Source organism: Micromonospora sp. NPDC048842 (assembly GCF_040649935.1).
Taxonomy (GTDB): Bacteria; Actinomycetota; Actinomycetes; order Mycobacteriales; family Micromonosporaceae; genus Micromonospora; species Micromonospora hortensis.
The window spans coordinates 128,022-145,432 of record NZ_JBEZGK010000011.1; the positions used below are offsets into that span (position 1 = coordinate 128,022).

The 17,411-nt window shown below is 69.3% G+C and carries 15 protein-coding genes and 1 pseudogene; 5 read left to right on the forward strand and 11 right to left on the reverse strand.

The window, feature by feature from the left end; all coding sequences use genetic code 11:
* Positions 1 to 87: 87 nt before the first annotated feature.
* Complete coding sequence (metK, locus tag AB0C19_RS17865; RefSeq protein ID WP_091394940.1) at positions 88 to 1,275, forward strand: methionine adenosyltransferase; 1,188 nt, start codon at positions 88 to 90, stop codon at positions 1,273 to 1,275.
* Positions 1,276 to 1,311: 36 nt separating this feature from the next.
* Here the strand turns inward: metK and AB0C19_RS17870 are convergent, their stop codons facing one another.
* The 6 genes from AB0C19_RS17870 to AB0C19_RS17895 all read right to left on the reverse strand — a co-directional run bounded on the left by AB0C19_RS17870 (position 1,312) and on the right by AB0C19_RS17895 (position 8,413).
* On the reverse strand, positions 1,312 to 2,010 hold the full coding sequence (locus AB0C19_RS17870; protein ID WP_357186257.1) for a response regulator transcription factor: 699 nt from the start codon (positions 2,008 to 2,010) through the stop codon (positions 1,312 to 1,314).
* A gap of 129 nt (positions 2,011 to 2,139) precedes the next feature.
* Positions 2,140 to 3,261 carry a ScyD/ScyE family protein gene (locus tag AB0C19_RS17875; protein ID WP_357186260.1) on the reverse strand — a complete coding sequence of 374 codons (1,122 nt, stop codon included), beginning with the start codon at positions 3,259 to 3,261 and terminating at the stop codon, positions 2,140 to 2,142.
* Positions 3,262 to 3,349: 88 nt separating this feature from the next.
* On the reverse strand, positions 3,350 to 5,425 hold the full coding sequence (locus tag AB0C19_RS17880; protein WP_357186263.1) for a multicopper oxidase family protein: 2,076 nt from the start codon (positions 5,423 to 5,425) through the stop codon (positions 3,350 to 3,352).
* Positions 5,426 to 5,530: 105 nt separating this feature from the next.
* Positions 5,531 to 6,190 carry a response regulator transcription factor gene (locus AB0C19_RS17885; RefSeq protein ID WP_112581714.1) on the reverse strand — a complete coding sequence of 220 codons (660 nt, stop codon included), beginning with the start codon at positions 6,188 to 6,190 and terminating at the stop codon, positions 5,531 to 5,533.
* Positions 6,187 to 7,305, reverse strand: coding sequence for a sensor histidine kinase (locus AB0C19_RS17890; RefSeq protein WP_357186267.1), 1,119 nt, complete (start codon positions 7,303 to 7,305; stop codon positions 6,187 to 6,189). The genes AB0C19_RS17885 and AB0C19_RS17890 overlap by 4 nt, the downstream gene beginning before the upstream one ends.
* An 82-nt stretch (positions 7,306 to 7,387) precedes the next feature.
* Complete coding sequence (locus AB0C19_RS17895) at positions 7,388 to 8,413, reverse strand: methyltransferase (RefSeq protein WP_357186270.1); 1,026 nt, start codon at positions 8,411 to 8,413, stop codon at positions 7,388 to 7,390.
* Between the two features lie 127 nt (positions 8,414 to 8,540).
* Here AB0C19_RS17895 and AB0C19_RS17900 point away from each other — a divergent pair, with 127 nt between their 5' ends.
* Together AB0C19_RS17900 and AB0C19_RS17905 are read left to right on the forward strand one after the other, a co-directional pair.
* Positions 8,541 to 10,079, forward strand: coding sequence for an aminotransferase class III-fold pyridoxal phosphate-dependent enzyme (locus AB0C19_RS17900; protein WP_357186273.1), 1,539 nt, complete (start codon positions 8,541 to 8,543; stop codon positions 10,077 to 10,079).
* 161 nt (positions 10,080 to 10,240) lie between these two features.
* The gene (locus AB0C19_RS17905) at positions 10,241 to 11,938 is read left to right on the forward strand and encodes an MFS transporter (protein WP_357186276.1); all 1,698 of its coding nucleotides are present in this window, start codon (positions 10,241 to 10,243) and stop codon (positions 11,936 to 11,938) included.
* A 52-nt stretch (positions 11,939 to 11,990) separates the two neighbouring features.
* On the opposite strand, the gene AB0C19_RS17910 is transcribed toward AB0C19_RS17905, so the two are convergent.
* The 3 genes from AB0C19_RS17910 to AB0C19_RS17920 form a co-directional block, all read right to left on the reverse strand.
* Complete coding sequence (locus tag AB0C19_RS17910) at positions 11,991 to 12,557, reverse strand: PadR family transcriptional regulator (protein ID WP_357186279.1); 567 nt, start codon at positions 12,555 to 12,557, stop codon at positions 11,991 to 11,993.
* A gap of 65 nt (positions 12,558 to 12,622) precedes the next feature.
* Complete coding sequence (locus tag AB0C19_RS17915; RefSeq protein WP_357186283.1) at positions 12,623 to 13,297, reverse strand: response regulator transcription factor; 675 nt, start codon at positions 13,295 to 13,297, stop codon at positions 12,623 to 12,625.
* Positions 13,294 to 14,370: a histidine kinase gene (locus AB0C19_RS17920; protein WP_357186286.1), complete on the reverse strand. Its 1,077-nt coding sequence runs from the start codon at positions 14,368 to 14,370 to the stop codon at positions 13,294 to 13,296. Before AB0C19_RS17920 ends, AB0C19_RS17915 begins: the two co-directional genes overlap by 4 nt.
* 334 nt (positions 14,371 to 14,704) lie before the next feature.
* Here AB0C19_RS17920 and AB0C19_RS17925 point away from each other — a divergent pair, with 334 nt between their 5' ends.
* Both AB0C19_RS17925 and AB0C19_RS17930 read left to right on the forward strand, forming a co-directional pair.
* Positions 14,705 to 16,168: a multicopper oxidase domain-containing protein gene (locus AB0C19_RS17925; RefSeq protein ID WP_357186288.1), complete on the forward strand. Its 1,464-nt coding sequence runs from the start codon at positions 14,705 to 14,707 to the stop codon at positions 16,166 to 16,168.
* Positions 16,169 to 16,187: 19 nt separating this feature from the next.
* On the forward strand, positions 16,188 to 16,622 hold the full coding sequence (locus AB0C19_RS17930) for an SRPBCC family protein (protein WP_357186291.1): 435 nt from the start codon (positions 16,188 to 16,190) through the stop codon (positions 16,620 to 16,622).
* Positions 16,623 to 16,719: 97 nt separating this feature from the next.
* On the opposite strand, the gene AB0C19_RS17935 is transcribed toward AB0C19_RS17930, so the two are convergent.
* Positions 16,720 to 16,965 carry a hypothetical protein gene (locus AB0C19_RS17935; protein WP_357186298.1) on the reverse strand — a complete coding sequence of 82 codons (246 nt, stop codon included), beginning with the start codon at positions 16,963 to 16,965 and terminating at the stop codon, positions 16,720 to 16,722.
* A gap of 73 nt (positions 16,966 to 17,038) precedes the next feature.
* A pseudogene (locus AB0C19_RS17940) lies at positions 17,039 to 17,206 on the reverse strand (ATP-binding cassette domain-containing protein); the annotation flags it as partial.
* Positions 17,207 to 17,411 lie beyond the last annotated feature (205 nt).

Consider the following 17,411-nt stretch of genomic DNA (forward strand, 5'->3'; position numbering starts at 1 on the left):
TGATCGCTCGATGCTTCCTCCAGGCAAGCTCCACCAGCGGCGGGAAGACTCGCCGGGCCCCCACGCCCCTCGGGTTAGGAGTCACACATGTCGCGCCGCCTCTTCACCTCCGAGTCGGTCACCGAAGGTCATCCCGACAAGATCGCCGATCAGATCAGCGACGGGATCCTCGACGCGTTACTGGCCCAGGACCCGCACAGCCGGGTCGCCGTCGAAAGCCTGATCACCACCGGCCAGGTCCACGTCGCCGGCGAGGTCACCACGCAGGCCTACGCCGACATCCCACGCATCGTGCGGGAAACGGTCCTGGGCATCGGGTACGACTCGTCGAAGAAGGGCTTCGACGGCGCCTCCTGCGGCGTCAGCATCTCGATCGGTGCCCAGTCGCCCGACATCGCGCAGGGCGTCGACACGGCGATCGAGCTGCGCGACGGTTCGTCAGGCGGTGGGCTCGACGCCCAGGGTGCCGGTGACCAGGGCATGATGTTCGGCTTCGCCTGCTCGGAGACGCCGGAGCTGATGCCGCTGCCGATCGCGCTGGCCCACCGGCTGGCCCGCCGTCTGGCCGCCGTCCGCAAGGACGGCACGGTGCCCTACCTGCGGCCGGACGGCAAGACCCAGGTCACCGTCGAGTACGACGGCCTACGCCCGGTCCGGCTCGACACCGTAGTGGTCTCCACGCAGCACGCCGCCCACATCTCCCTCGACGAACTGCTCGCCCCCGACATCCGGGACCACGTGATCACGCCGGAGTTGGAGGCGCTCGACCTCGACACCGAGGGTTACCGGCTGTTGGTCAACCCGACGGGTCGGTTCGAGATCGGTGGCCCGATGGGCGACGCCGGCCTGACCGGACGGAAGATCATCGTCGACACCTACGGCGGGTACGCCCGACACGGTGGTGGCGCGTTCTCGGGCAAGGATCCGTCGAAGGTCGACCGCTCGGCGGCGTACGCGATGCGGTGGGTGGCGAAGAACGTGGTCGCCGCCGGCCTGGCCGAGCGGTGTGAGGCGCAGGTGGCCTACGCGATCGGCAAGGCCCACCCGGTGAGCCTCTTCGTGGAGACGTTCGGCACGGAGACGGTGCCGCTCGACCGGATCGAGAAGGCGATCGGTGAGGTCTTCGACCTGCGCCCGGCGGCGATCATCCGCGACCTGGACCTCCTGCGTCCGATCTACCAGCAGACGGCCGCCTACGGCCACTTCGGCCGTGAACTCCCGGACCTGACCTGGGAGCGCACGGACCGCGCCGCCGACCTCAAGGCCGCGTGTTGAGGAACGTCGCCGGTCGTTGAGGAACGTCGCCGGTCGCTAGAACGGCGGGCGGCGCTGGCGTGGCACCAACCGGTCGTGTGGCAGCGTCACCAGTGACGCTGCCACCGCCTTGTTGACCGCGTCGATGCGGGAGACCGCGCCGAGCTTCGCGAAGATGCGACGCAGGTGGCTCTTCACAGTGGCCTCGGTCAGGTCGAGTCGCCGCGCGATCTGGGCGTTGGTCATCGCCTCGGCCGCGAGTTGCAGGATCTCCAGCTCGACGGAGGACAGAATGGCGGACTCGGCGTTCTGCACCTGCACCAGGCTCTGACCGGAGACCGAGAGCAGCACCGAGCCGCTGCCGTCGCGGGCCTTGCGGATCGCGGCGACCAGCTCCTCACGACCCACGCTCTTGAGCAGGTACGCGCGCACCCCCGCGGCGATCAGTCGGCGCAGCAGGTCAGGGCTGTCATACATGCTGAGGATGACGACCGCGCTGTCGGGCGACACCTCACGGATGCGGCGCACCGTGACCACCGGGTCGTCGCCGGGAATCTCGACGTCGAGCAGCACCACGTCGGGGCGCTCCGACGCCGCCTTGGCGACAGCGGTGGCCGAGTCGCCCGCCTCGTCGACCACGTCGAGGTCGGCGTGCACCTCGAGCACCCAGCGCAGCCCCTCGCGGACGAGAGCGTGGTCGTCGACTATGAGGATGGTGGTGGCGCCGGCGGGAGACCCGCCGTCGGACCGCGTCAACCTAACCCCCAGACCCCATCCCCCGCCGCCAGCGTGCACACGATTGGCACCGTATCGCGGCCGTGTGACGCCACAGCTATCGTGGCGTCCTCCCGACACGAAGAACGCCACGATCGCCGCGCGATTCTGTCAGTCTCGTGTGGACAGACGGACCAACTCGCCGATGCCGAGGCCCTTGTTGGCGATGTAGAAGCTGCCGTCCTTGGCGATGGCGAACGACATCGGGGAGTCCAGGCCGGTGCTCGCCAGCTCCCGGTGGCTGCCGTCGCGCTCCACCCGGATCAACGCACCTGTGGAATCCCCGGAGCTGAGCCCGTTCTTCGCGATCTCCAGCACGACCAGTCGACCCCGCTTGTCGAAGGCGATGTCGATGATGTTGGTGAAACCGGTCGCGAAGATCGTTGGTTCCTGGCCGGGCACCAGCCGCCACACCCGGGCGCCGCCGTTCGGGAAGGGGTGCCCGGTCAGCTGTCCGATGTAGAAGGCGCCGTCCGGCCCGCGGGTGATGGTGACCGGTACGAACTGGATCGGCGTCGTCGAGCCGGGCGGCAGGCCCCACTCCGGCGGCGCCGGCACCTGCTCCTGTGGCCACACGTGTTCGGCGGTGACCACGCCACGACGGTCGATCCGGAGCACGTCGTTGGCGGCCGCGTCGAGCGCGTAGACGTCACGCCCGTCGGCGACGACCGCGTACGGCTGGCTCTCCGGAATGACCCCGTCGGGGTTGTTCTGCCCCTCGTAGGCGGAGAGGTCGCCGACGACCGACCAGCGGCGCTTCCCCTCGACCCGGAGGATGGTTCCCATCGTGGCCCCGGCCGCGCCGAGCAGGTCGCGCGAGACCGGGTCGGTGCTGTAGCCCATCGCCACCAGGAGCTTGCCCTGCCGATCGAAGGCCAGGTCGTGGGCGCCGTAGACGGAGAAGCCGGCGCCAGTGCTCCGCAGCGACGGCAGGCCCGTCACGACTCGCTTCTGCCAGCCGTGACGGACCGCCGTGATCGCACCGGTCGAGCCGTAGCAGAGGTTGGTGCCGAACGTGCCGGGGATGCACACGTCGTCGCCGCCGAGCCCGGCCTCGGCGACGTAGACGATGCCGGCCCGGTCGATGGCGACACCGCGAGGGTTGTCGAGGTTGCGGGCGACGACGGTCAGTCGCCCAGTGGTCGAGGTGGCCGCTGTGGCGGGCGCGGCAATGCCGGCCACCAGTACCAGCGGCACAGCCAGCGACAACGTTCGTCGCATCGCGTCGAGCATGGGTTCTCCTCAGCAAGCGGGGTTCGGATGCGAACGACGCTGCCGGCGTTGCCTCGAGGCCCGGTGGAGGAAGGCTCGACAGGTCCGCCTACTCAGGCTGATTGGGAGTGCCCCGCCCCAGCTCATAGGGGGATGTGACGCCCTCGTAGGCGAGGTGCATCACCATGCCGTTGGCCGCGTGGTCGAGGTTGTGGCAGTGGTCCATCCAGAGCCCCGGATTGTCCGCCTTGAAGCCGATTTCGTAGATCTCACCGGGAATCACGTCGAGGCTGTCGATCCACCACGGTGACCCGGTCGCGCGGACCCCGTTGCGGGACAGCACCAACGCGTGGTGGCCGTGCAGATGCATCGGGTGGTTCTGGTGGCTGCGGTTGACGATCCGCACCTTGACCACGTCGTCCATCCGGACCATGAGCGTCGGCGTGTCGGGGAAGCTGTGCCCGTTGATGATCGGCACCAGGTGCAGGCCCCCGTTGTAGAAGGACAGCCGGTCGTCGAGGAGCTGGGTGAACGAGCGGTCGTACGACGAGCCGGCGTCGAAGGGCCGGGATCCGCCGGAGCCGTACGAGAGCGGGTCGAAGTGGTCCCCGTCGTCGACGATCTTCGGCGTCGAGGCGTCACCCGGTGGCGCCAGGACCAGCCCGCCGTCGAGGTTGGCGAGGTCGGTCAGGCGTACCGGGCCCGCCGGCATCGTGAACGTCACGTCGTAGCGTCCACCGGTAGCCAGCCCGAACCGCGGGTCGGTCAGCGGGGTCGGGCCGTTGACGTCGACCCCGTCGATCGCCGCCACCCGCACCGGCGTGCCGTTGACGGTCAGAGCCCGCGGACGGCTGTCGGTGGACGGGTTGTTGTCGGTGTTGATCAGGCGCAGACGCACCGGCGTGCCCGGAGCGACCTCCTGGCGTTGCAGCGTGTCACTCGTGCCGAACGACACGATGTTGTCGTCCGGCGTACGCCACTCGTGGGCCTGCACGACGAAGTCCCGCTCGCCGGGTGGTGGGCCGTCGCGCGGCTCGACGATCAGCGCGCCGAACAGACCCCGCCTGATCGCCTCGAGCGGGTTCTGATGGGTGTGGTACCAGAAGGTGCCGACCTGCTCGGCGATGAACCGGTAGGTGAAGCTGCCGCCCGGCTCCACGGCGTTCTGCGTCGCACCGGCGACGCCGTCCTCACCGTTGGGGACGTCGAGGCCGTGCCAGTGGATGGTCACGTTCTCGTCGGGAATCTCGTTGTGCAGCGTCACCTCGACGAGGTCTCCCTCGCGGACCCGCAGCTCCGGCCCGGGCGACTGTCCGTTGTACGTCAGCGCCTTGATCTCGGTGCCCGACGAGAGCCGTACCGTGGCGTTCTTCGCGGTCAGGGTGAATGCCTTGTTGGGCTTGCCGGTCCGCGGCCCGCGCAGGTCGTCGACGGAGGTCCCGCCGTGGCCACCGTGACCGATCGACGGGCCGCCGCCGTAGTCGACGTTGTCGTGGGACGTCATTGTCATGCGGTCGGGCAGCCTGCTGCTCTGCGCCACGTAGGTGATGCCGGCGGCGACGACCAGCACCACGACGGCGGCCTGCGCGGTGGCGCGCAGGGCGCTGGCACGACGGCCACGACGGGCGAAATCGGTAGCGGTGACGACCCGCAGACGATGCCCCTGCCAGAACCACAGCACCACCACCGACAGCAGGATCGGCGCGGCGTGGGTCGCGATGTCGTCGAGGTAGGACGGGACCGGACGGGACACGTACGCGAAGTAGACGCCGACCACCGTCGCCACGGCCGTCACCTGGACCGGCACGACGAATCGGGGATGGGCGGCGGCGGAGCGCGTCTCGACGTCGACCGGCGCGTCGTCGCGGTTGGCCAGGGCGCGTAGGCCCGGCACGGTCCAGATGACGACGGCCAGCATCGGCAGCAGCAGGAGCGGCATCTGCACGATCACGCGGTTGTCGGCAAAGATCCAGTCGACGGCGAGCATCAGCCCGATCGCGACGCACTTGACGACCAGCACCACCAGCGCGGCGACGAGCAGACGCAGCAGCCGACGGGCACTCTTGCGCAGCGCCTCGGGCGTCGGCCGCCAGGCCAGCCGCGTGGCGAGGATCGCCGCGGACAGCCAGATCAGGAACAGGACCCCGGCCAGGATCCCATCGGCGTTCTCTCCGACCTCAAACATGACGCCAACATACGAAGGATGCGCACCGCCCGGCATCCGTTGAGGAACGCCCGGTTGATACGGCGATCGCCGTAGCCGGCACCGCCCGCGAAACAACTGCCGTAGTCAGCTGCCGGGCGCGACGAGCCCCGTCTGGTAGGCGAGGACGACGAGTTGCGCGCGGTCGCGGACGCGGAGCTTGACCATGGCTCGGTGGACGTGGGTACGGGCCGTGGCCGGGCTCATCGACAGCCGGCGCCCGATCTCCTCGTTCGTCAGCCCGCTGGCCACCAGGCTCATCACCTCGCGCTCGCGGTCGGTCAACACCGCCAGCCGGCCGCCGTCGACCGGCGTGGGCGCGACCTTGCTGACGAACGCGCTCACCAGCCGGCTCGTCACCCGCGGCGAGATCAACATGTCGCCGCCGGCCACCACCCGCACCGCCTGGCGCAGCTCGTCGGGCTCGATGTCCTTGAGCAGGAACCCGCTCGCGCCGGCGCGCAGCGCCTCGAAGACGTACTCGTCGAGCTCGAAGGTGGTCAGGACGATGACCCGCACGGCCGGGAACCGCTCGACGATCGCGGCCGTTGCCCGTACGCCGTCGAGCACCGGCATTCGCACGTCCATCAGCACGATGTCCGGCCGGGTGGCGGCGACCATCTCGACAGCCTGGGCGCCGTTGGACGCCTCACCGACCACCTCCAGGTCGTCGCTGTGGTCGAGCAGGCCCCGGAAGCCGGCCCGCACGAGTGTCTGGTCGTCCGCCAGCACCATCCGGATCGTCACGCTGTCTCCTCCACCTCGACCGGCAGCCGCGCGGCCACTCGGAACCCCCCGCCCTGCGGCCGGGGCCCGGCCTCGAGCGACCCGCCGGCCGCCGTAGCCCGTTCCCGCATGCCGGCCACCCCGTGCCCTCGTCGGCCCGCCCCGGACCCGACCCCGTCGTCGACGATCTCCACAGTGACGGCGTCACCCGCGTAGGCGATGGTGACGTCGACGGTCGTGGCTTCGGCGTGCTTGACCGTGTTGGTGATCGACTCCTGCACGATCCGGTAGACCGAGAGCGCCACCTCCGGCGGGATCGGGCGCGGGGTGCCCGCGATCCCCGACCGCACCTTCACGCCGGCCTGTTCGGCGACTGCGAAGACGCGCGCCAGGTCGGGCACCTCCCCGGCGTCGCGGAGCATGCCGATCGCCGAGCGGACCTCGTGCATGGCGTCGCGTGCCGCGCCCCGGATGCTCCGCAGCGCGGCCCGCGCCTCGGCCGGCTTGCTGTCGAAGATGTCGTCGGCGAGGCTCGCCTGCACACTGATCGCGGCGATCGTGTGACCGAGTACGTCGTGGACCTCGCGGGCGATGCGGAGCCGCTCCTGGGCGACCTCGTGCTGACGCTCCTGGCGCATCACGGCGAGACGCTGCTGCGCCTCGGCCAGCCGGTCCCGGCGAGTGCGGATCGTCTCGGCGAGCAGCACCACTGCCGCGAGCAGCGAACCCTCTTCGAGGGTGGCCGAGAGGGCGGGAAAGAAGCCCTCGCCGAGCAGCGTGTACCGCATGATCAGCTCAAGGACGACGAAGAACCCGGCGACGACGAGCGCCCAGGTGAACCGGCCGGCGGCCGCCACGGAGAAGAGGGCGGCGGCCAGCGGGAGGGCGGGCGGGATGCCCGGGTATTCGAGCGCGTAGTAGATCATCAGCGCGGTGACCGAGCCGACCAGCACCAGCAGCGGCCAGCGGCGCCGGAAGACCAGCAGCAGCCCGATCACCGCGCCGATCGCGTAGGCGCGCGCGTCCGGCGGCCGGGCGCCGGGCTCGTCGGCGACCCGGATCGCCACCGCCACGACGGCCGCGACGACGACAGCGATGAGGGCATCGATCGCGACTCGCCTGACGGCCGGGTTCATGTCCGCAACGGTACGACGCGCGCACGGTCCGTTAGCGAGGGCCCCTTCCCAACCGGAAACCGTCAGCAAGGGGCCCGTCGGCTCAGCCGCGGCGGAGCGAGAGCAGGGTCTGCCCGGTGGGGATCACAGTGCTGGCGTCCACCTGGAGCCCGGCCTTCTCGCCCAGTTCGGCGTACTCGCGCCAGGTCCTCGCCTTGCCCGCCATGAGCGAGAGGAGGCGCAGGTCCATCTGGGTGATGAACATCAGCCGGGCCGGGTCATCGGGGAAGTTGTCGTTCTCGTCCTTGACCAGGATCTGCACGATCAGCACCTTTCCGGTCGTGCCGATCGCGTCCGCCGCCCGCTGGAGGATCTTCTCGGCGGCGCTGTCGTTCCAGTCGTGCAGGACGTTCGACAGGATGTAGACGTCGGCGCCGGCCGGGAGCGGGTCGAAGATGCTGCCGCTGACCACCTCGGCGCGGTCGGCGATGCCCGCCGCCTCGAACCGGGCCCGGCCCTGCTCGACGACGCCCGGCAGGTCGACCACTGTGCCGCGCAGGTGCGGCTGGGCCTTGAGGATCTCGGTGAGCAGGGCACCGGTGCCGCCGCCGACGTCGATGACGTGGTTGACGGTGCTCCAGTCGAAGCCCTGGACGACCTGGTCGAAGTAGCTCGCGTGGGTGGCCATCAGCGCACCGAACGACGTGGCCCGGTCGGGGTTGGTGGCCAGATCGTCCCAGAACTCGATGCCGTAACGCACCGGGTACGCCGCGTCGCCGGTGCGGATCGAGTGGGTCAGCGAGCTGAACGTGCCCTCGATCCGGCCGGCCATCGAGTCGACGTCGAGCCAGGGACGTTGGGCGGCGGGGTGGTCGGTCTTGAGGAACTCGGCGGCTTCCGTCAGGGCGTACACCCGCGGTTCGGTCTCCTTGAAGACGCCGCGGACCGAGAGGTAGCGCAGCAGCCGGTGCAGCGCGTCGGGATTGGCCTTCGTCGCCGCGGCGAGCTCGTCGAGCGTGGTGGTGCCCGCGGCGATCAGGTCGGCGAGGCCGAGCGTCGCCGCGGCCCGCACTGCCCACGGCGTGATCGTGTCGGTCAGCGAGTAGAGATTGACCCGATTTTCCGTCATGGCGGCGAGCTTCGACGACGGCGCTCGAGACCGGCTCGAAGCCGCGTCGATCGACCGGTTCTCCAGCCGGGTTCGAGTGGGCGGGCGCAGGCTGCGCCTGTCACGGCCGCCATGCGAAGGGGACACGATGGGCGCCAGCCACCAGGAGCGCGGAGCGATCGAGGTCATTCAGGACCTCATGCAGCAGAAGTGGGTCTACGAGCTGTTCGGCGAGATCGGCGCGCGCCAGGGTGCCTCGGCCGCGCACGTCGAGCAACTGAGGGCGGTCGATTCCGCCGCGCACGTGTTCTGGCCGTTCCAGGCACCGCCATTTCCGGTGATCGCGGCAACCGCCAGCGGATCGACGTTGACCGACATCGACGGCAACAACTACCTCGACTGTCACATGGGGTACGGCGCTCAGGCGCTGCACGGGCACAATCCGGCGCCGGTAGTCGACTTCGTCCGCGAGCACCTCGGCAAGGGCACCGGCAACGGCTACACCAACGCGTTGGAGCTGGAACTCGCGACGTTGCTGCGCGAGATCCTCCCGCACAACGAGAAGTTCGCCTTCCAACACTCGGGTACGGGCGCCACCCAGTCGGCGATCCGGCTCTGCCGTGCGCACACCGGGCGGCGGATGGTCGCCAAGTTCGAGGGCACCCTGCACGGGTCCCACGATCTGGCCGTCCACAACACCGCGCCCTGGTATCACGGGCATCCCGCGGTGCCGTTCCCGGAGATCGGCAAGGACGGCATTCCGCTGGTCTCGGCGTTTGCCGGCGTCACACCGGCCGAGCCGCGCGACCTGCTGATCCTGCCCAACGACACGGCGCTCGCCGTCGAGTTGATCGAGCGCCACGCTGGCGAGTTGGCCTGCATCCTGGCCGAGCCGGCCGCCTCGTCGTTCCCGTTCGAGGAGACGACGATCCCGATGATCCGCGAGGTGGCGGTCGCCGCCCAGCGACTCGGGGTGCCGTTCATCCTCGACGAAGTGCTGACGGGCTTCCGTTCAGGGCTCGCCGGCGCCGCGCAGAAGTTCGACATCCCGACCGACCTCGTCACCTACGGCAAGGTGATCAGCGGGCTCGGGCTGCCGCTGTCGGCGATCGGCGGTCGGGCCGACATCCTCGACATCTCGCAGACCAGTGGGCAGTCCTGGACCGACTTCGGCCAGAAGACCGGCCTGCAGGGCAGCCACACCGGTAACTACCTGTCGGTGGCGGCGTCGCTGGCCACGCTCCAGCTGCTCCGCGACAAGGGGCCCGCCTACTACACCGACCTGCGGGCCAAGGTCGACCGGGTCCAGGCGCGGCTGGCCGCGTTCCGGGCGGCCGAGGGGATCCCGCTGCGCATGGTGGGGTTCGGCGACTACATCGGGTGCTTCCAGTTCCTTCCGGAAGACTCCTACACCGACTACCGGGACTACTCGCGGGCACTCAACCCGGCGACGTTCATCCTCACGCTGCTGCTGCGCAAGCGCGGCATCTACACGCTCGGTATGCCGATGTTCTTCGCCGGCGGCGCTCACAGCGACGCCGACGTCGACCGGCTGACCGATGCCGTGCTGGAGAGCACGCTGGAGCTTCGCGCCAACGACTTCCCCTTCGACCTGGCGTGGCCGGCGACGTCCGCGTGGGGCTCCGGCTCCTCCGAGTGGGGTTCGGGTTCCTCCGACTGGTCGTAGCCACCTCTGCGTCACCGGGCCCGGGTCAGCTCCTGACCCGGGCCCTCCTCATGTGCCGTACAGGTCATACGCAAATAGCCGTACTTGACTAATCGTACGCGACGGCGTGTAGTCGAAGGGTGGGTCCGCTGTCGACCCCGTCCGACTTCAGGAGGAACGCGATGACGGAGAGCTGGACCGACGAACGCAGCACCGCCCCACCCAATCCGCGCCGATGGCTGATCCTGGCCGTCATTCTGGCCGGGGCATTCATGATTCTGCTGGCCACGACGATCGTCAATGTGGCTGTCGCGCCGATCCAGCGCGACCTGCGGTCGACCTACACGGCCATGGAGTGGGTCATCGCCGGCTACGCGCTCGGCTACGGCCTGTTACTCATCCCCGCCGGCCGGATCGGCGACCGCTTCGGCCACCGCAAGCTGTTCCTCATCGGCGTCGCCGGGTTCACGCTCGCGTCGGCGGCGTCGGCGCTCGCGGCCACACCCGGCCAGCTGATCGCGTTCCAGGTGGTGCAGGGCATGATGGCCGGCATCCTCAACCCGCCGGTGCTGGCGCTGATCCAGACCACGTTCCCGGCGAAGGAGACCGGCAAGGCGTACGGGATCTACGGCGCGATCGGCGGCATCGCGACCGCCAGCGGCCCACTCCTCGGCGGCCTCCTGATCGCGTGGGACCTCAACGGCTGGGACTGGCGACCGGTGTTCCTGCTCAACGTGCCGATCGGCCTGGCCACGTTCGTCGCCGCGCTGATCCTGGTGCCCGAGTCGCGAGGCCGCCGCGGTGGGCTCGACGTGATCGGCATGCTGCTCGTCTCGGCCGCCGTCCTACTGCTGGCCGTACCCCTGGTCGAGGGCCAGCGCCTGGGTTGGCCGGCATGGACGTTCGTCTCGATGGCAGCGGCGCTGCCCGCGCTGGCCGTCTTCGCGGTGTGGGAGTTGCGCCGCGCCCGACGCGCCCAGGTCCCGCTCGTGAGCATGCGGCTGTTCGCTCACCGCTCGTTCTCCGCCGGCGTCGGCATCAGCCTCTGCTACTTCGCGGGCTTCATCGGCCTGCTCTTCGCACTCTCGCTGCACCTTCAGATCGGCCTGGAGAAGTCCGCCCTGACGACGGGCCTGATCCTGCTGCCGTTCTCGTTCGGCACACTGGTCGGCGCGGCCATCTCCGACAACGTCGCCCGAGCGCTCGGCCGCGGCGTCCTGATGCTCGGCGCCGGCATTGTGATCGTCGGCATGGTGGGCATCATCGCCACGATCCACTGGTGGGGTTCCGGCCTGGAGCTACTGCCGGCCCTGCTCTTCGCCGGCTTCGGATCGGGCCTGGTGATCGCGCCGAGCGTCGAGATCGTGCTGGCCGGCGTGCCCTGGCAGGATGCGGGCGCGGCCAGCGGTGTGCTCGGCACCGCCCAGCGTCTCGGCCAGGCGATCGGCGTCGCGGTGGCCGGCGTGGTCCTCTTCGGAACGCTCGGTTCGTACTCGGGGACGGCCGCTGAGAAGGCGAGCCCGGAGCTTCAGGCGTCGCTCGTGGCGGCGGGCCTGCCGCCGGCCGAGGCGAGCGCGGCGACGACCACCTTCGCCGACTGTTTCATCCGCCAGTCGCGCGCGTCGGATCCGACGGCCGCGCCGCCCGGCTGCGCGGACTCGGCGCCAGGTCCGGTCGGCGAGGCCTTCGACAGCGCTGCCACGTCGGCGCTGGAGACCAACTTCAACCGCGCGGTCCAGTGGACCGTCGGCGCCGTCCTGGTCGGGGTGATCCTCACGTTCCTTCTCGTCTACCTGCTGCCCCGCCGGCCCGAAGAGCCCTGGGCCGAGGCGAGCAAGCCCGATTGGAACGTGACCACCCAGCCCGAGCCCGCTCAGTGACAGGCCGCCAGCCCCGGCCCCGGAGATGCCACCGGGGCCGGGGCTGGCACCGTCACGATGTGGTCATCGATGTCGGTTGGTTGGCCATCAGCTTGGGCAACTGGTCGAGCAGCTCGTCGTGCCAGGCGAGCTCGGTACGGAGTCGGAGCTCGGTATGACGGAAGGTCGTCCACTCCAGACCGCGGATGTGTGGCGCCGCCAGCTCTCGGAGCGCGAGCCACGAGTCGAGCTGCTCGGCGAGGGCCTTCCGGCGCGCCACGATGATCGCGCGCAGCGCGTCTTCTCCGAGGTCGATCACGTTCTGCAGGGCCAGGTCGACCGGGTCGTGACGGAGCTTGGTGTCGCGCAGCGCCTCGTCGCGGTGATCGATCAGCTCCGCCGCGCCGGCCGAGGTGAGCGCGTAGATCGTGCGGGCGGGCCGGTTGCCCTCCTGCTCGGTCCGGATCGCCTCGATGACGCCCTCGACCTGCATTCGGTGCAGCGCGCCGTAGAGCGACCCCGGCTTGACGTCGCTCCACAGCTCGGTACGGTCGACCTGGGCCGCCCGGCGGATCTGGTGCCCGTGCATGGGGCCCCCGCGCGCGAGCGCTCCGAGTACGAACAGGCGAGTGCTATTCACGGCATTAGTCCAACACGAGTGCCCGTTTGCGGGCAAGTTACCCAGAGCAATCCTTGAGCAGCCTGCTATCCGTGAAACGTCGGGTCGCAGAGCCTCGGCAGGACGATCAGCGAGGCCGCGATGGCCCTGTTGACCGCGTCGATCCGGGATACCGCACCGAGTTTGGCGAAGATGTTGCGCAGGTGGCGCTTGACCGTCGCCTCCGACAGGCAGAGCCGGCCGGCGATCTGAGCGTTGCTCATCGCCTGACCAACCAGTTGCAGGACCTCGCGCTCTCGGTCCGACAGCGTGCTGTGAACCGGCCCTTGCACCTGGGTCAGGCTCTCTCGCGACACCGCCAGCATCACCGGGGCGTCATCGGCGCGGGCGCTGCGGATCGCCGCCACCAACTCCTGGCGCGTCGAGTTCTTCAGCAGATAGCCGCAGATGCCAAGGGTCAACAACTCACGCAGCAGCGTCGGGCCGTCGAACATGCTGAGGATGATGACCCGGCTCGCAGGCGCGACGTCACGGATCCGGCGGACCGTGGTGGTCACCCCGTCCCCGGGGATCTGCACGTCGAGCAGCACGATGTCGGGCTGGCGGATTCGGATCTCGTTGATCGCGGCGCCGCTGTCGCCGGCCTCGCCGACGACCACGAGGTCGCGCTGGGCGTCGAGGATCTCCCGGAGGCCGTCGCGCACCACTACGTGGTCGTCGACCAGCACGATGCGGGTCGGCTCGATCATCGTGACGGTCACCGGCCAGCCCCCGCCCCGACGGCGAGCAGCGGCACGACGAGCTCGACCGAAGCGCCCTGGTGGCCCGCCGCGCGCACCGCGAGGCGGCCGCCGACGACCGCCGCGCGCTCAGCCATCGCGCGCAGGCCGGAGCCGTCGCGCACCGTCGCGAGGTCGAAGCCCACCCCGTCGTCGGCGACGGTGGCCCGCAGCTCGTGCGGGGTGATGTCGATGACCGCATGGATCACCCGAGCACCGGCGTGGGCCACCGCGTTGCGCAACGCTTCGCGGACGACCAGGAACACCTCGTCGAGCACCTCGGGCGGTACCCACGACTCGTCGCCGTTGATCTCGGTGTGCAGACGTGTCTCGCCCGTCTCGACAGTCGACAGGAAGTTGGCCAGCGCCTCGTCGAGTGATCCGAGGGGCTGAGAAAGCCGAAGGTCGGCGATGAGCACGCGCAGATAGCCGACCGCGTCGTGGAGCGACTCCCGGGCGATGACCACTCGGCGGTCCACGTCGTCGTGGCGTCGTTCCTGGGCGAGCTCGTGGGCCTCCAGGTTGCGGTACGCCGCGCTGAGGCTGTGGCCCAGCCGGTCGTGCAGCTCGCGCGCGATCAACGAACGCTCGGCGATCTGCGCCTGGTGGACCTCGTTCATCAGGCCGGCGGCATAGCGCGAACTCGCGTCGACCAGCCGGGTCAGTGTCGTACGGGTGAGTGCGTCGGCGACCAGCGCCAGGGCCGCACCCTGGTCGGGCTGGCCCGCCAACTGCTTCAGCGCATCGGCCAACACGATGTCGACCAGGGCGACGGCCGCGCGAAAGCACTCGCGTGGGTGAAGCTCGGCGTCCTCGGTGGACACGGCTGGCGGCGGTGTCGACAGCGGGTCGGTCGTCTCACGACGGATCTCGGCCATCGTCTCCCGCAGCAGGACGTCGGCCTGTGCCGTGTAGCTGTCGATCAGGCCAGCGGCCCCTTCGAAGTCGTCACTCGCAGCGGCAAGACGCTGACGGTAGGCGGCAAGAATCGGTTGATGCCTGCGATCGAGAACCTCGGCAGCGGTCCTCCGCAGCGCATCGTTTCCAACAACCATTGCGGATCCCCCGGTGTGTGCCCTATTGCTCCCCAGGTGCGGGCACGAACGGCTCTCCCCAGCGCCGGCTGCCCGCCGTGTCGCCGACTCCCCCCGTCGTGGGCGACAAAAGCACTCAGATCGGATCGGCCTTCTACGAGTTGTCACGGCCGACTACTCGCACGAGTCTACGGTCTCATCGCGCGTCGTTGGAAGCATCGAAGCTTAGCTTTTGGTAGTCACACCAAAACTTAAGGTGAAATCCATATTTGGCCGCGACCAGTTTTCGACGGCGCGTCGAGGGGCCTCCCTGACAGTTCACCCGAGACCTCGACCACCAGGAGTGGAGCGACCAATGGTGAGCAGACGCAACGTCATGAAGGCCGGTGCCACCGCGGGAGCAGCCGCGCTGGTCACGGCCACCGCGGCGGCAGCGGCGCGCGGTTCCACCCCGTCCGCGACACCGGCCCACGGCACCCACACCGGCCACGGGAAGACGGCACACGTCGCGGCCGTCACCGCCCCGTTCGCTGTCCGGATGCCGATACCGCCCGTGCAGCAGCCGATCGCCTCGGTAGCCAACACCGACTTCTACGTCGTTTCCACTCGTAAGGCTCAAGCGGAGATCCTGCCCGGGACGCGTACCGAAGTGCTGACCTACGACGGCCTCTTTCCCGGCCCGACGTTCCGGGTCAAGACGGGCCGGCTCGCGGTCATCGCCCACAGCAACCACCTCGACATGCCGACCGCGGTGCACGTGCACGGAGGCCACACGCCGTCGAGCAGCGACGGGTTCCCGACCGACGTGCTGGACCCGGGGAAGAGCCGGATCTACAGCTATCCCAACAAGCAGCGGGCGGCCACGCTCTGGTACCACGACCATGCCCATCACATGGAGGCCGAGCACGTGTTCCGCGGGCTCGCCGGCTTCTTCCTGATCGACGACCCAGCCCAGGCCGAACTGCGGTTGCCCACCGGCAACCACGACATCCCGATCATGTTGCGCGACGCGCGGTTCGCCGACGACGCGAGCCTGATCTTCGAACACGACGACTTCCAGTTCCGCAACACGATCCTCGTCAACGGCAAGCCGCAGCCCTACTTCCCGGTGGCCGCCCGCAAGTACCGGCTGCGCTTCGTCAACGCGTCCAACCTCCGCACGTTCACCCTGCGGCTCGGCAACGACGCCGAGGTCGCCCAGATCGCGAGTGACGGCGGGCTGCTCGCCGGGCCGACGCCGATCCGCTCGTGGAGCCTGACGCCCGGCGAGCGGGTCGAGATCGTCGTCGACTTCGGCGCGTTCCCGGTCGGCAGCCAGGTCTTCCTCGACGACGCGGTGGCCGGGCCGGTGCTGCGCTTCGACGTCAACCGGGCCGCCGCCGACACCAGCCGGTTGCCCGACCGGCTGAGCACCATCCCCGCGCTGCCGGCGGCCACGAAGGAGCGGGCGTTCACGCTCAACTTCAACCCGTCGACCGGCCAGTTCCTCATCAACGGGCAACAGTTCGATGCCGAACGGGTTGATACCGAGATCAAACGCAACACGACAGAGGTGTGGACGGTGACGAACGGCGACACGCTCTTCGGCATCCCGCACAACTTCCACCCCCACCTGGTCCAGTTCCGGGTGCTGGATCGCAACGGTCAGCCGCCCGCACCGGGCGAGGCCGGGGTGAAGGACACCATCTCGGTGGGGCCGGGCGAGACGGTCCGACTCCAGGCGACATTCGGGCCGTATCTTGGCCGATATGTCTACCATTGCCACATGATCGACCATTCCGCGAGTGGGATGATGGCACAGATGAAGATCGTTCCCTGACCCCTGAGAAAGGTTTCTTGTGCCCTCGGCAGAGAAGACTGTGCAGATCGGACGGACCCCTGAGGTCGTCTTCGCCTTTCTCGCCCGCGGCGAGAACGACGCGCGCTGGCGCCCCAACGTGCTCGACGTCGCGCGCGTCTCCGGCGAGGGGGTCGGCGCTCGCTACAAGCAGGGACTCAAGGGCCCCGGTGGGAGCCGCATCCCGGCCGACTACGAGGTGACCGGGTTCGAGCCGGGTCGCCGTCTGGCATTCCAGGCAACCGGCAGCGTGGTACGCACCCAGGGCGAATACACGCTCACCCCGGCCGACGGCGGGGGGACCCAGCTCACCCTGAAGCTGGCGTGGCAGCCGAGCGGGCTGTCGCGCTTCCTCGGCCCGGTCGTCGGCAAGACGTTCGAGGAGGAGATCGCCGCCCTCGACACCCTTCGCGACCTGCTCGAGGGCGAAAGCTAGTCGCGCGGGGCGACGCACGGCGCAATGAGGATCGAGGCCTTGACCAGCTCACCGCTGGTCAAGGCCTCGTGCGAACCACCCGTGGTTGATTATCGGCCTAGTCGCCCGTCAGGTCCCGACCGATGCTGAGGCTTGCCACGACGAAGGCCACGCCGGCCCACAGGGAGGCGATCAGGAGGCCACGTGTGTCGCCGGCGCCGGCACTGATGAGCGACGTGAACGGCAGTGGCAGCTGCAACCTGCCGATCAGACCCTCGACGAAGACGAACCAGCCCGCACTACCGAGCAGGAGCCATGTCGACCGCCGAACGATGGACGCGCAGGAGGCAGCGAGGATCGCCACGATCGGCACCACCGTCAGCAGGTCCTTGTACGGCCCTGACTCACCAACACATGCCACAACCGCCGCTGATCACACCAGCCGTCGGACGTGTCAGCCCGAGCAGCATCCGGAGGGTCGTCGTCTTCCCAGACCCGTTGAGCCCGAGGAAGCCGGTGACCCGACCGGGCCGCGCTTCGAAACTGACCCCGTTCACCGCCTGTACGCGGCCATAGGATTTCGTCAATCCATTCGCTTGTATCATCGCAGGCAACGACCTTCGTGAGCGGTCAATGGGTCCGTCGGCTGAACGCGCAGGCCAGCTGCCCGATACCTCCCCGCAGCCGTTGGCGGCGCTCATTTCCTGCAACGCCGCAACTGCCTGCCGGTGCGACGATCCATCATCTCTTCTACACGAAGCAGCACTTCGGTATCCATGACGATCTCACGAGGCCGCTCGACACCCGCGT